Genomic DNA, 12,616 nt, shown 5'->3' on the forward strand with positions numbered 1-12,616 from the left:
GGGCCTCCCGTGACCGTGCGGGAGGCCCACCCGGGGGCCGAGGCCCCTTCCGGTCACTCGTCGATCGCGGCCCCGAACTGCGCGTCCACGTGCGGCGCCCCGAGGGAACCGGCGTTGTACGTCCACGACCCGGAGGCCGTGACACCGCCCGTACCCGCGGAGAACACCCAGATGTGGCCGTCGCCGGTGTTCTCACCGGGAGCGGCGGCCAGCAGCCCGAAGCGGCCGTCGCGGTTCGGGTCGGTCAGCCGCACCTGGGCTCCCCACTTGTCGCCCTTCTCGGCGGCCCCCGGCACGTCCGCCGAGTTCTGGTCCCACGACTTCGCACCGGACGAGGTCAGCCCGGACGCCGATCCGCGCAGCACCCACACGGCGCCCGCGTCCTGGACGGTGCCGATGTCCTCGCCCGCCGCACCGATCGCCACATCCGCGTAGCCGTCGCCGTCGGTGTCCGCCACCGACAGGTCCGAGCCCCAGCCGTCACCGGGCTCCGCCACACCGGGCACCCCGGGGGAGTCCTGCACCCACCAGTCCGGCTCCTCCGCGGGCCCGTCGGGACCGCCGAGCCGCACCCCGACCAGACCGCCGGCCATCGTCTCGCCGTACGCGTCGTCCGGGGAGTGCGGTTCGCCGGTGACCAGGTCGTCGTAACCGTCCTTGTTGAGGTCGCCGGAGGCCGCCACCGGCCCGCCGCGCAGGTCACGCTCGTACTTCAGCCCGTCGGCGTTCCCCGACAGATAGGCGGACCAGCCGTACCCCGGTTCGTCACCCACGCTCAGGCCCGACACGACGAGGTCGGCGAAGCCGTTCTTGTCGTAGTCGCCGGTGGTCAGGGACTTGGGCTGGATACGGCGGGGCTCGGCCTGCGTGGCGATCCGCTGCGTGGACTCCCGGCGCAGGGAGCTCGCCTTCGAGGCGTCGTACGCGAAGAGTTCCACGTCGTACCCGTCCAGGACGGCGAGGAGGTCGCCTTCGGTCTCGGCCGTGAACCGGGCCGCGGCCAGCCCCAGACCGAACCGCTCACCGGCGGTGGGCTCCTCGGTCTCCAACCAACTGCTCGCGGCACCGCTGAGCCCCGACTTCGACCCCCACAGGACGGCCACACCGCCCGCGTCCTTCACGCTGCCGAGGTCCTCGCCGGGAATGCCGACGATCGCGTCGTCGAACCCGTCGCCGTCGAGGTCACCGGTCGCGACCGCCTTGCCGAAGCCGTCGCCCGCCTCGGCGGCGCCCGCGACCCCCGCCGTCGACTGGCTGAACACGGCCGCACCGCTCGTGCCGATGCCCTTGGCGGAGCCGTACTGCACCGTCACCAGCCCGGCCCCGCTCTTGCCGCTGACGGTCGCACCCGGCGCGCCGACCAGCACGTCCTCGTACCCGTCACCGTTGAAGTCGCTGTTGCGGTCACTGGCCCGCGTACTGCCCGGCACCCCGGCGTATGCCGACGGAGCGGCGACGATCGCGGCGCCCGAGACGAGAAGGAATGTCGCCGCGGCGAGAGCGGTCGAACGGTTCTTGCGCATGAGCGGCTCCCTGGAGAAGAAACGGCCGGGCAGCGCGGGGGTGTCCGGAAAGGGCCCGTTCCTTGTCCGGCGCCCTGTTTGACACCTCGTGGGGTACGAGGGTTGTACGGCGTCGACGGACTCGTCCGGGACGGGGCGTCGAGGGCCGAGCGCCGACGCGTCGGGATCTCGCCGGGCGCTCGCCCTGATTTCCCTGAGGGCGGAACTCCGCGCCCTTCCCGTCCCGTTCAGGACTTCTAGGCTGAACGGGTGAGCCAACACGCGTCGAACGAAGCCCGCGTCATCCCGCTGCGCCCGGCGACGGCCACCACGGCCCGCCCGCCCCAGCAGCAGCGGACCCGCCCGGCCCCCGGCCCCGCCCCGGCAGCGAGCCCCGCCCCCGGCACCCCGCCCGTGAGGGAACCCCTCTGGCGGGACCTCGTCGGCGACGTGCTCCGGCGCGAGCGGCGCGCCCAGGAACGCACCCTGAAGGAGGTGGCCGACGCGGCACGGATCTCCATGCCGTACCTCTCGGAGGTGGAGCGCGGCCGCAAGGAAGCGTCCTCCGAGGTCCTCGCGGCCGCCGCCCAGGCCCTCGGCCTGAGCCTGGGCGACCTGTTGTCGCTGGCCGCGGACGAACTGACGCGCCGTACGACCACCTCGCTGAGGCGCCGTACAGCCACGTCGGTGACACGCCGGACCTCCACGTCCTCGACGCGCCGCGCGACGACCACCGGCTCCCCGCACAACGGCCTCTGCCTGGTGGCCTGAAGCGACCGGCGACCCCGCGCCCCCGCGCTCCTCGGGGGCGCGGGGAGCCACGCCGACGGGACCCTTCCGGCCCGCCTTGCCCCTCACACCCCCCGTCGACGCAGCACCTCGTCGGCCAGGCCGTACGCCACCGCCTCCGCCGCCGTGAACACCTTGTCGCGGTCCATGTCGGCCCGCAGGTCCGCCACGTCATGGTGGGTGTGCCGGGCCAGCACCTCCTCGACCTGGGCGCGGATCCGCGCCATCTCCTTGGCCTGGAGGGCGAGGTCCGACACCGTTCCTCGGCTGCCCCCGCTGGCCGGCTGCCCCAGCAGCAGGCGCGCGTGCTCCAGCACATACCGCCGCCCCGGGTCCCCGCCCGCGAGCAGCACCGCCGCCGTGGACGCCGCCTGCCCCACACAGACCGTCGAGATCGGAGCCCGCACGAACGACATCGTGTCGTAGATCGCCATCAGCGAAGTGAACGATCCGCCCGGCGAGTTGATGTAGATCGCGATCTCGCTCTCCGGCGCCGACGCCTCCAGGTGCAGCAGCTGCGCGATGACGACGTTCGCCACCCCGTCGTCGATCTCCGTGCCCAGGAAGATGATCCGCTCGGACAGCAGCCGGCTGTACACGTCGTACGACCGCTCGCCCTGCGGGGTCCGCTCCACCACGTTCGGAATCGTGTACGTCCCCATCACTGCAGTCCCATCCGTCGCCGGGAGGCGGCCGGGCGGACGTCGTCGAGCGACTCGACGACCCGGTCGACCATCCCGTACTCCCTCGCCTGCTCGGCCGTGAACCAGCGGTCCCGGTCGCCGTCCCTGGCGATCGTCTCCGGGGTCTGGCCGGTGTGCTCCGCGGTGATCCGCTCGATGGCCCGCTTGGTGAACTCCAGGTTCTCCGCCTGGATCTCGATGTCGGCGGCGGTGCCCCCGATGCCCGCCGACGGCTGGTGCATCATGATCCGCGCGTTGGGCAGCGCGAACCGCTTGCCGCGCGTGCCCACGGTCAGCAGGAACTGGCCCATGCTCGCCGCGAAGCCCATGACGAGGGTCGACACGTCGTTCGGGATCAGCCGCATCGTGTCGTAGATGGCGAGCCCCGCCGTCACCGAACCGCCGGGACTGTTGATGTACAGGCTGATGTCGGTGCGGGGGTCCTCCGCCGACAGCAGCAGCAACTGCGCGCAGACCCGGTTGGCGGATACCTCGTCGACCTGGGTGCCGAGAAACACGATCCGCTGCCCGAGCAGTTGCGCGGCGAGATGGTCGTCGAAGCGGGAGGGAGGGGTGTCGCCCTCCTCCGCGCGCGGGGCGAGCGACGGGGCCCGGCCGGTGATCAGGGGAGCCATGCATCCTCCAGGTGAGTGCTGCGGCCACCGTGGCCGCCTGCCTTCACTCTTCCCGGAGACCGCCTCCCACCTGGACTTTCTCTGCCCGCGGCAGATTCGCCGACAGCAGAGCCGCACCGGTTTCGCGGCGCGCCGCGAGATGGGTGCCCGCGCCGCCGATGAGTTTCCGCATCAGGATCGGTCGACAGGGGTGACGACACATCCCGCCCGAGGAGGCGCACATGTCCAGCGACGGTTTCACCACCTGCCTGTGGTTCGACGGCCAGGCCGAGGAAGCGGCCGCCCACTACGTCTCGATCTTCAAGAACTCCCGGCTGGGCCGGGTCACCCACTACCCCGAGGGCGCGCCGCTTCCGGCCGGGACCGTCCTCACCGTGGAATTCGTGGCCAACGGCCAGCGGTTCCTCGCCCTCAACGGCGGCCCTCAGTACAAGTTCACCGAGGCCATCTCCTTCCAGGTCTTCTGCGCGGACCAGGACGAGGTCGACCACTACTGGAACAAGCTGACCGAGGACGGCGGCGAGCCGGGCCCCTGCGGGTGGCTCAAGGACAGGTTCGGGGTGTCCTGGCAGGTCATCCCCACCCGGCTGATGGAGATGATCAGCGACCCCGACCCGCAGCGGGCGTCCCGCGCGAACGCGGCGATGATGTCGATGGGCAAACTGGACATCGCCGCCCTGGAGAAGGCGTACGCGGGCGATTGACGCCCTCCCCTGCCCGGGGGCAGGAGATTCCGGTCCGTACCTCCCCCAAGCTCTCGGCTTCGCTCGAGCAAGGGGGACCCCCATCGCGGTACCACCTCGGGTTCCTGTTTCACGGGCCACTGCCGACCGGTGAGACACCTCCACCCTGAAGGGTGGAGCACTGGGCAAGAGTTCGGTAGCGACCGGCGCCCGAGCGGCGGACCCGCCAGGGCCAGGACAGTCCGGCGGCCGGGCTAGGACCGCGCCTCGGCGATGGCCCGGGTGATCTCCCGGGCCATCCGCGTGACCCCGGGGGAGCGCACCGGGCACGGCCGCGGCTTCGACGTCGTCGGGGCCAGGCAGAAGTGCAGCAGGTCCTTGTCGTGGTGGACGGCCGTGCGGCCCCGGTCCGGCTGGGTGCAGTAGCCGTCGTGTGTGCGCTCGTACGCGGTGCAGGGCAGGTACTGCGCCCATGTGTAGCGCCCGGACGCCGGGCTCACGGCCTTGCCCGCGTCGGCGACGAGGTCACCGGAGGCCCCCGCCTGCTTCTCATAGAGCGCGTTCACCCGGCGGACCCGGTCCGGGGTCATCGGGTCCGGCCCCTGGAGCACCCACACGATGGTCGGCCGATGTGTGCCGCCCGCCCCCGCGATCTGGTCGGTGAGGCGCTCGGCCGCGGCCGCGTACCGGGAGAAGTACTCGGCGCGGTCCTCGCCGTAGGTGACGCCGTCCATGCACGGCGTGTAGTCCCACGCGTTGCCCCAGAACTGCAGCACCACGTAGTCCGGGCGCAGCCGTCGCACCAGCGCCGCCGCCTTGTCCGCGGCCGGCACGAGCGACCGGTCGGCGGTGCCCTCCAGATAGTCGCACAGGGTCGTACCGGAGTAGGGGACGGCCGTGTACCGGGCGTGCAGTTCGTCCTTCAGCAGGTCGCCGAGGACTTTCTGGTTCTCCGTGGCGATCGAGTCCCCGAGGTACAGCACCTCGGGCGCGGGCTTCGCGGCGGGCGTGCCCGGGGAGGCGGTGGCCGCCCGCTGTCGTGTGGTCGGCGACGCGTCCGGGGCCGAGGGCGCCTCGTCCGGGGGCGACTGCGGATCCCCGCACCCGCCGAGCAGCAGCGCGGACAGCACCGCCCCCGCCACTCCCATCCTCCACGGCTTGCGCATGCGCGACTCCCGCCCCGGCCACCGAAACGGCTCACCAGGCAAGCACAGCCCGGCACAAGGCGGAAGCCCTTCATCGGCCACGAGGGCGCCCGGCCTGCCGGACGCCCCCGCACGCTCACCTCACGGCGTCATACCGCCCGAGCACGCGGCACCCGGCTCCGGCGTCTGCTCGCCCTGCACGTACTTGTCGAGGAACTTCTGCACCCGCGGGTCGGACGCCTTGTCCACCTTCAGCTGGTGCTCCCACGCGCTCAGCACGATCGGCGACGACTGGTCCTCGTACGGGCTCATGAAGGTGTACGACGTCTTCTTCACGAGGTCGGACAGCGACTCGACGTCCGCCTTCGCCGCCTTGTCGTTGTACGTCACCCACACCGCGCCGTGCTCCAGCCCGTGCACCGCGTTCTCGTTCGGCACGGCCTTGGTGTACACCTGCTTGTCGCAGTTCACCCACACCTGGTTGTGGTCGCCGCCCACCGGGGGGCTCATCTTGTAGTCCACGGTCCCGTTGACGTGGTTCTGGGTGAGCTTCGACCAGCTCTTCACGCCGTCGACCGGCGCGGCCTTCGCCTCTTCCTTGTCCTGCGCGGCGTCGATCAGGAACCAGCCGCCGCCGACGAGCCCGGCGAGGATCACCGTGGTGACGCCGAGCGTGAGCAGACGCATCCGCCGCTCACGGGCCTGCTCGGCCTTGCGTATCTCCTCGACGCGGGCGCGCCGCGCCGCCTCCCTGTTCTTGCCGCTCTCCTTGTTGCCCTTGGGGTTCTTGCCGGTCTTCGCCTTGGATGTGGCCACGGGATGTCCCTCTCCCCGCCGTGCCCTCCCGGGGCAGGCGGTGCTGCGAGTCGTCTTCGGTGTCTCGGGTGCGGCGCGGCGGCCTGGGGCGCTTCTGATGGATCTCCGCGGGAGAAGGAGCGGCGTCCGGTGCGTGCTCTCGGCGTGCCGCGCGGAAGCCCTCGTACTGGATGTACTTGGGCTTTCGCGCGGTGCGGCGAGAGGGCGTGCCGGGCGTCGCGACGCCGCGGAGATCCATCAGAAGGGCCCTAGACGCGGAGCAACTGCAGGACGTGGAGGTCGGGCGGACGGGCCCGGCCGGGCGCCCGGGCCGGGTCGAGCGCCGACACGGCGGGCCCGGTGGCGGGCTGCCAGGGCACGGTGCTGTGGTCGGCGCCCGGCAGCGGCGCGTGGCCGAGAACGGCCCGCGGGTCGGACGAGTGGCAGTCGTGTCCGGGGCCCTCTTCGCACGGGTCGTGCTCCGCGTGGTCGGCCCGCGCCGCCACGACGGACGCTCCCGCCGTCGCCGCACCGGAGAACACCGGCCCCGTGAACGCGGGACCGGCCCTCCGCGCCCCCTCACCGGGAGGCGAGCCCACACAGGACAGCACGAACGCGGCCAGCGCCAGGGAGACGACGACCACGGCGTACGCCCACCGGTCGCGGGCGCACGGCATCGCCGTGCGTCGGAACGGTCGGCCGGACATGGGGCGCACCTGAAGAGTCGAGTGAACAGGAGTGCGAGCGTCGCCGAAATTATCAGAAGACCCCCAGCCGTGGTTCCGCCCCGGCCCTCTCGCTCCCCGGCGGAGCGATTTCATGCGGTCTGTCCCGTTCGGCGCGCGATCCAAGCGGCCTCTGGCTAGCGTGAGACCCGCGGAAACCACCTGTCGAACCGAGGAGAGTGGCAGCCATGGCCGCACGCCCCGAGGGAGTCCCCTGCTGGGTCGACGCGATGTTCGGCGACATCGAGGGGGCCAAGAGTTTCTACGGCGACGTACTGGGCTGGACGTTCGGCGAGGCGTCCTCCGAGTACGGCAACTACACCCAGGCGTACGCGGACGGCAAGGCGGTGGCCGCGGTGGTCCCGCCGATGCCCGGCCAGGAGGGCCAGTCCGCCTGGTGCCTGTACTTCGCCTCCTCCGACGTGCACGCCACCGGCGCCCGGATCCGTGAACACGGCGGCGAACTGCTGATGGACCCGATGCAGGTCGGCGAATTCGGGTCCATGCTCCTCGCGCGTTCCCCGGACGGCGTCGTCTTCGGCGTCTGGCAGGCGGGCCTCCACGAGGGCTTCGAGGCGATGGGAGTGCCCGGCGCCTACGCCTGGGCCGAGATCTTCACCCGCGACGTGGAGAAGTCCGACGCCTTCTTCCCGGCGGTCTTCGGCTACCGGGCCCGGCAGATGGAGGCCCCCGACGCACCCGACATGGACTTCCGGGTCTTCGACCTGGGGGAGGATCCGCTGATCGGCCGGATGAAGATGACCGACGACTTCCCGCCCGAGGTCCCGTCGTACATCAACGTCTATTTCACCGTCGCCGACTGCGACGACGCGGTCGCCAAGGCCACCAAGCTGGGCGGCGTCCTCCGCTTCGGCCCGATGGACACCCCCTTCGGTCGCTTCGCGGCGCTCAGCGACCCGCAGGGCGCCTCGTTCTCGGTGATCGACGTCACCAACACCCAGGGCGAGATGCCGAAGCTGAGCGCCGTGGACTGAGCCGACCGCACGGCAGGGGCGGGGGAGCGGGGCCCGTGGACGGGACCGCACCCCCGCGCATGGCATGATCGACGCCATGCCGGAACGTGTTGTGGCCGCCTGTGACGGAGCGTCCAAGGGAAACCCCGGACCAGCGGGCTGGGCCTGGGTGGTGGCCGAGGTCGACGAGATCCCCTCCCGCTGGGAGGCCGGCCCGCTGGGCAGAGCCACCAACAACATCGCCGAACTGACGGCGCTGGAGCGGCTGTTGGCCGCCACCGACCCGGACGTCCCGATCGAGATCCGGATGGACTCCCAGTACGCGATGAAGGCGGTCACCACCTGGCTGCCCGGCTGGAAGCGCAACGGCTGGCGGACCGCCGCCGGTAAGCCGGTCGCCAACCAGGAGCTGGTCGTCCGCATCGACGAGCTGCTCGCCGGCCGCACGGTCGAGTTCCGTTACGTCCCCGCCCACCAGGTCGACGGCGACCGCCTCAACGACTTCGCCGACCGCGCGGCGAGCCAGGCGGCCACCGTCCAGGAGCCCGCCGGCAGCGAACTGGGCTCCCCGGAGCCCCCGGCCGCACCCGACACGGTCCCCGCCCGCCGGGCCCCGGCGAAGAAGCGGCCCGGCAAGGCCGGTGGCAGGTCCGGGTCGTCCTCGTCGTCGTCGCGCACGATCAAGGCGAAGTTCCCCGGCCGCTGTGTGTGCGGCCGCTCCTACGCGGCGGGCGAGCCCATCGCCAAGAACGACCAGGGCTGGGGTCACCCGGAGTGCCGTACGGCGGAGCGGACCGAAGCCGGTTAGCCGGCCGTGTCGAACGTGTAGTGCGGGGTGTGGTCGAGCAGCGCGGCAGGGGTCGTGTCGTTCCACGGCTTCATGGTCTCGTCGAGATCCACCACGTTCGGGGTGCCGGCCGCCGGCAGGTACGTGGAGCCCGGGTGGCGGCGCTGCCACTCCGCCCACAGCTTGTCGATGTAGGCGTGGTGCATCCAGAAGACCGGGTCGTTGGGGGAGACCCCGGTCCCCATCTGGCCGCCCACCCACACGTGCACGCGGTTGTGGAGGTTGACGCCCCGCCAGCCCTCCAGATGGTTGCGGAACCCGTCCGACGCGCTGTTCCAGGGCGCCATGTCGTACGTCGGCATCGCGAGGACGGACTCCACCTCGGCCCGCGTCGGCAGCTGCCGCACCGCGCTCCCGAGGGCGCGGCGCAGAAAGGTGCGCCCGTCGATGCGCACATTGATCGGCCAGTTCCCGGTGGACGCGGCGAACGGCCCGTCCATCACCTGTCCGTCACGGCTGCGGCCGGTGCCGCCGAGGAAGTCCGGCGCCCAGAGCGAGGCACGCGGAGTGCGGTCCGTCGTCCAGTCCCAGTAGGGCAGGGCGACCGTCGGGTCCACGGACTGCAGGGCCCGCTCGAACTCCAGCAGGAATCTGCGGTGCCAGGGCAGGAAGGACGGCGAGCGGTGGCCCGTCCGCTCGCCGTTGTCGGTGTCGCCGAGGATGAACGCGTTGTGCGTCGTGACGAAGGCGTCGTAGCGGCCGGAGCGCTTCAGCTCGATCAGCGCGGCGACGAGGCGTCGCTTCTCGTCGGCGGTCAGGGCGGCCTGGTTCTTGCGTATGGTCATGGGTGCGCGGCTCCTCGTGGTGCTGGTGGTACTCGTGGTGGTGCGGGTGCGGTCAGTTGAAGGGGACGAGACGGGCGCCCTGGAGTTCGTCGACCGCGGCGCGTGCGGCGGCGTGCGGGGTCGGCACGGGGGAGTAGTGGCTGACGACGCTGATCCAGCTGCCGTCGGCGTTCCGCATCACGTGCAGCTCGACCCCGTCGACGAACACGGCGTAGCCCGCGCCGTGGTGGTGGCCGCCGCCCGCGGTCGCCCTGCCCTGTATCCGGCGCCCCCGGTAGACCTCGTCGAAGGCCTCGGGCCCGCCGTGGTGGTCGTGGTCGTCGGCGACGGCGGCCGGGGCGGAGAGGCCGGCCGTCACGGCCACCGCGACGGCGGCTCCGGCTCCGGCCCCGAGGACATGACGACGGGTCATTTCAGACATGCGGATACCTCCTGGGAGGGGGACTGCGTTGACCCGTCATGCCTATCCACCGAGTGGATCACCGGAGAAATCACAGAAAGTCGGTTGGCCGTGATCCGGACAATTAAGCACATGTCGTACAAGCTTGAACGAAGATGATCTTGCTGTGAGGGGCTCCCGGGCGCGCATGGAGGGAGATATTCCGCCCGATGGGGCGCTCGCTGCCGATGATCTTGCGGCGGTGGTGTGATCGTCGTGGCCGACGTCACGCGCGCAAAGTGACGCGAACCCGGACGGCCCCCGCGCTGCTACTCTTCGTGGTCAATTGATCGCTTTGCGCAGCGAAATGGGAGTGTGCGTGAAGATCGCGTGCGTCGGCGGCGGACCCGCAGGCCTGTACTTCTCGATCCTGATGAAGCGTCAGGACCCGTCCCACGACATCACCGTCCATGAACGGAACCCCGCCGGATCCACCTACGGCTGGGGCGTGACCTACTGGTCCGAGCTACTGGACAAGCTCCGCGAAGGAGACCCCGAGACGGCCCTCGCCATCAGCGAGAACTCCGTCAGCTGGACCAGCGGGGTGGCCCATGTCCGTGACCGCACGACGGTCCAGCCCGGCGACGAGGGCTTCGGCATCGGCCGGCACCGACTGCTCGAACTGCTCGCCGAACGCGCCCGGTCCCTCGGGGTGCGCGTGGAGTACGAGCACGAGGTCGCCGCCGACGACCTGCCCGACGCCGACCTGGTGGTGGCGGGTGACGGCGTCAACAGCGCGGTGCGCGAGCGGTACGCCGATCGGTTCGGCAGCGACATCGCCCTCGGCCGCAACGCCTACATCTGGCTCGGCACCACCAAGGTCTTCGATTCGTTCATGTTCTCGTTCCAGGAGACCGACCACGGCTGGATCTGGGCCTACGGCTACCCGTTCAGCGGCGAGCAGAGCACCTGCGTCATCGAGTGCTCCCCCCAGACGCTCGCCGGCCTCGGTCTGGACGGCATGGGCGAGGCGGACGGCCTGGCCCAGTTGGAGAAGATCTTCGCGGACATCCTGGACGGGCACCCGCTGATCGGCCGGGAGAAGGGCGACGGCGCCGCCCAGTGGCTCACCTTCCGCACCCTGACCAACCGCACCTGGCGCCACGGCGACATCGTCCTGCTCGGCGACGCCGCCCACACCACCCACTACTCCATCGGCGCCGGCACCACCCTCGCCCTGGAGGACGCCATCTGCCTGGCGCGGGAACTCGGGGCGCAGCCGGACAAGGAGGCCGCGCTCGCCGCGTACGAGCGCCGGCGCAAGGCCGACCTCCTCCGGCTCCAGAGCGCGGCCCGCTACAGCGCCCAGTGGTACGAGAACCTCCCGCGCTACATCCATCTCCCCCCGGAGCAGATGTTCGCCCTGCTCGGCCAGCGGCACTCGCCGCTGCTGCCGTACGTACCGCCGCAGCTCTACTACCGTCTCGACCGCGCCGCCGGCCGACTGGAGGCGTTGCGCCGCCTCAAGCGCTGGCTGGGCCCGAAGCTGGCCCGCACCTCCCAGTCCCGCGCGCTCGCGACCCAGGAGGAGAGCGCCCGCCAGGGGCTCCACCGGTGACGGAAGCGGCGCCTGCGGCGCAGGCCTGAGTCGTAGATCCCAGCTCGTGTGCCCCGGGCGCGGCCTGGCACCGCCGCGCCCGGGGGCTCGTTTCTTGGTGGCCGCATCCTCGCCGTACGTCGGCAGTCCCGACGGCCGCCGCGTATCACCGCGGCGCCGGCCTCGCTTCGAACGCGGCGAACAGGCGAGGTTCCTCACCATGCGTCATCGGGTTGACGCGGAGGTGAGAATCCAGCGGTGTGACCTGCGGCCGCAAGCGATGGCTGGACCTTGCGGAACAGGCGGCCCCCGCCGAGAACGCGTACGACCCGGCGAGCGTGCTCGACCAGGCGTGGGTGGTGCAGGCTCTCTGCGACGGGGACGTGTTCTACAGCTGCGGGACGCATCTCCTCGGCGAAGCCGACGTGGCACCCGCACCCGGGCGCATCGCGGAGCCGGAGCGGTTCGGTGAGTGGCTGACCACCATGGACACCACCAGGTACCACCTGCTGACCGAGCAGCCGGCCCGCGGGGCCCGGGACGGGGAAGGATTCCGTATCTCTCCGGACGCACCCCGCTAGATCATGAACCGCCTCGCATGTGAGCGCTACGAGGAGGACGACTTCTTCCACAACCCGTACGGATACTGGCGCCTCACCCCCGGCCCGGGGACCGGCGCTCGGGCGGATCGTCTGGGGGCGCGGTTCACGGCGCCGCGTAGCCGGGCACGGACGGCCATCGGACGGTCAGCACCACCGACTCCTCCTCCGCGAACCAGGAATGGTCGACTCCGCGCCCCCACACGACGTAATCACCCTGCTCTTCCAGGAGCACGCTGCGCCCGGGGAGTTCCACGCGGAAGCGGCCGCTGACAAGGACCAGGAGAGCCGTTCGTTCCTCACCCGTGACCCACTGCGCTCGCTCGTCGCCGCGAGGGTGGACACCCCATTTGATCTCCACGGCCTCGCTGTGGCGCGGGTCGCCGATGTCCTTGAAATGGCCGAGGATCCACCCCCGGTCCAGCGCCGCATCCTTGCCCGCCCTGCCCACGTACACGCTGTCGTTCACGGGGCGGGA

At 71.4% G+C, this 12,616-nt stretch carries 15 protein-coding genes; 6 read left to right on the plus strand and 9 right to left on the minus strand.

The window, feature by feature from the left end; genetic code table 11:
- Positions 1–53 precede the first annotated feature (53 nt).
- Positions 54–1,523 (minus strand): FG-GAP-like repeat-containing protein, encoded by a 1,470-nt coding sequence (locus tag M8J73_RS07540; protein WP_055543284.1) that lies wholly within the window; start codon positions 1,521–1,523, stop codon positions 54–56.
- A 249-nt stretch (positions 1,524–1,772) separates the two neighbouring features.
- On the opposite strand from M8J73_RS07540, the gene M8J73_RS07545 reads away from it, so the two are divergent.
- On the plus strand, positions 1,773–2,273 hold the full coding sequence (locus M8J73_RS07545) for a helix-turn-helix domain-containing protein (protein WP_249828377.1): 501 nt from the start codon (positions 1,773–1,775) through the stop codon (positions 2,271–2,273).
- Between the two features lie 83 nt (positions 2,274–2,356).
- Here the strand turns inward: M8J73_RS07545 and M8J73_RS07550 are convergent, their stop codons facing one another.
- Together M8J73_RS07550 and M8J73_RS07555 are read right to left on the minus strand one after the other, a co-directional pair.
- A complete protein-coding gene (locus M8J73_RS07550) occupies positions 2,357–2,953 on the minus strand; it encodes a ClpP family protease (protein WP_249828378.1) in 597 nt (198 codons plus the stop codon).
- A complete protein-coding gene (locus M8J73_RS07555) occupies positions 2,953–3,609 on the minus strand; it encodes an ATP-dependent Clp protease proteolytic subunit (RefSeq protein ID WP_055542530.1) in 657 nt (218 codons plus the stop codon). Before M8J73_RS07555 ends, M8J73_RS07550 begins: the two co-directional genes overlap by 1 nt.
- Positions 3,610–3,830: 221 nt before the next feature.
- Between M8J73_RS07555 and M8J73_RS07560 the strand changes: the two genes are divergently transcribed.
- Positions 3,831–4,313 carry a VOC family protein gene (locus tag M8J73_RS07560; protein ID WP_055542531.1) on the plus strand — a complete coding sequence of 161 codons (483 nt, stop codon included), beginning with the start codon at positions 3,831–3,833 and terminating at the stop codon, positions 4,311–4,313.
- A 233-nt stretch (positions 4,314–4,546) separates the two neighbouring features.
- Here M8J73_RS07560 and M8J73_RS07565 read toward each other — a convergent pair whose 3' ends face one another.
- The 3 genes from M8J73_RS07565 to M8J73_RS07575 form a co-directional block, all read right to left on the minus strand.
- A complete protein-coding gene (locus M8J73_RS07565; protein WP_055542532.1) occupies positions 4,547–5,458 on the minus strand; it encodes an SGNH/GDSL hydrolase family protein in 912 nt (303 codons plus the stop codon).
- Between the two features lie 120 nt (positions 5,459–5,578).
- Entirely contained in the window at positions 5,579–6,253 is a 675-nt protein-coding gene (locus M8J73_RS07570) for a thioredoxin-like domain-containing protein (protein WP_055542533.1), read from the minus strand.
- Positions 6,254–6,501: 248 nt separating this feature from the next.
- On the minus strand, positions 6,502–6,939 hold the full coding sequence (locus tag M8J73_RS07575; RefSeq protein ID WP_055541965.1) for a hypothetical protein: 438 nt from the start codon (positions 6,937–6,939) through the stop codon (positions 6,502–6,504).
- A gap of 206 nt (positions 6,940–7,145) precedes the next feature.
- On the opposite strand from M8J73_RS07575, the gene M8J73_RS07580 reads away from it, so the two are divergent.
- Both M8J73_RS07580 and M8J73_RS07585 read left to right on the plus strand, forming a co-directional pair.
- Positions 7,146–7,952, plus strand: a complete 807-nt coding sequence (locus tag M8J73_RS07580; protein ID WP_055541966.1) for a VOC family protein — start codon at positions 7,146–7,148, stop codon at positions 7,950–7,952.
- A gap of 64 nt (positions 7,953–8,016) precedes the next feature.
- Positions 8,017–8,739 (plus strand): ribonuclease H family protein, encoded by a 723-nt coding sequence (locus M8J73_RS07585; RefSeq protein WP_055541967.1) that lies wholly within the window; start codon positions 8,017–8,019, stop codon positions 8,737–8,739.
- Here the strand turns inward: M8J73_RS07585 and melC2 are convergent.
- Complete coding sequence (gene melC2 / locus M8J73_RS07590; protein WP_055541968.1) at positions 8,736–9,563, minus strand: tyrosinase MelC2; 828 nt, start codon at positions 9,561–9,563, stop codon at positions 8,736–8,738. The two genes, M8J73_RS07585 and melC2, sit on opposite strands and share 4 nt — an antisense overlap.
- 52 nt (positions 9,564–9,615) lie before the next feature.
- Entirely contained in the window at positions 9,616–9,984 is a 369-nt protein-coding gene (gene melC1 / locus M8J73_RS07595) for an apotyrosinase chaperone MelC1 (protein ID WP_055541969.1), read from the minus strand.
- Positions 9,985–10,321: 337 nt separating this feature from the next.
- On the opposite strand from melC1, the gene M8J73_RS07600 reads away from it, so the two are divergent.
- Together M8J73_RS07600 and M8J73_RS07605 are read left to right on the plus strand one after the other, a co-directional pair.
- Positions 10,322–11,560: an FAD-dependent monooxygenase gene (locus M8J73_RS07600; RefSeq protein WP_249828379.1), complete on the plus strand. Its 1,239-nt coding sequence runs from the start codon at positions 10,322–10,324 to the stop codon at positions 11,558–11,560.
- 239 nt (positions 11,561–11,799) lie between these two features.
- Positions 11,800–12,120: a hypothetical protein gene (locus M8J73_RS07605; RefSeq protein ID WP_055541088.1), complete on the plus strand. Its 321-nt coding sequence runs from the start codon at positions 11,800–11,802 to the stop codon at positions 12,118–12,120.
- A 124-nt stretch (positions 12,121–12,244) separates the two neighbouring features.
- Here M8J73_RS07605 and M8J73_RS07610 read toward each other — a convergent pair whose 3' ends face one another.
- Entirely contained in the window at positions 12,245–12,607 is a 363-nt protein-coding gene (locus M8J73_RS07610; protein ID WP_055541087.1) for a cupin domain-containing protein, read from the minus strand.
- Positions 12,608–12,616 lie beyond the last annotated feature (9 nt).

Origin of the sequence: Streptomyces neyagawaensis (assembly GCF_023516595.1) — a bacterium.
GTDB classification, from domain to species: domain Bacteria; phylum Actinomycetota; class Actinomycetes; order Streptomycetales; family Streptomycetaceae; genus Streptomyces; species Streptomyces neyagawaensis.

Bases quoted from the DNA above. Each gene is read 5' to 3' on its own strand.
- M8J73_RS07560 (WP_055542531.1), top strand. From the start codon at position 3,831: ATGTCCAGCGACGGTTTCACCACCTGCCTGTGGTTCGACGGCCAGGCC.
- M8J73_RS07550 (WP_249828378.1), bottom strand. From the start codon at position 2,953: ATGGGGACGTACACGATTCCGAACGTGGTGGAGCGGACCCCGCAGGGC.
- M8J73_RS07555 (WP_055542530.1), bottom strand. From the start codon at position 3,609: ATGGCTCCCCTGATCACCGGCCGGGCCCCGTCGCTCGCCCCGCGCGCG.
- M8J73_RS07565 (WP_055542532.1), bottom strand. From the start codon at position 5,458: ATGCGCAAGCCGTGGAGGATGGGAGTGGCGGGGGCGGTGCTGTCCGCG.
- M8J73_RS07585 (WP_055541967.1), top strand. From the start codon at position 8,017: ATGATCGACGCCATGCCGGAACGTGTTGTGGCCGCCTGTGACGGAGCG.
- melC1 (WP_055541969.1), bottom strand. From the start codon at position 9,984: ATGTCTGAAATGACCCGTCGTCATGTCCTCGGGGCCGGAGCCGGAGCC.
- M8J73_RS07540 (WP_055543284.1), bottom strand. From the start codon at position 1,523: ATGCGCAAGAACCGTTCGACCGCTCTCGCCGCGGCGACATTCCTTCTC.
- M8J73_RS07575 (WP_055541965.1), bottom strand. From the start codon at position 6,939: ATGTCCGGCCGACCGTTCCGACGCACGGCGATGCCGTGCGCCCGCGAC.
- M8J73_RS07580 (WP_055541966.1), top strand. From the start codon at position 7,146: ATGGCCGCACGCCCCGAGGGAGTCCCCTGCTGGGTCGACGCGATGTTC.
- melC2 (WP_055541968.1), bottom strand. From the start codon at position 9,563: ATGACCATACGCAAGAACCAGGCCGCCCTGACCGCCGACGAGAAGCGA.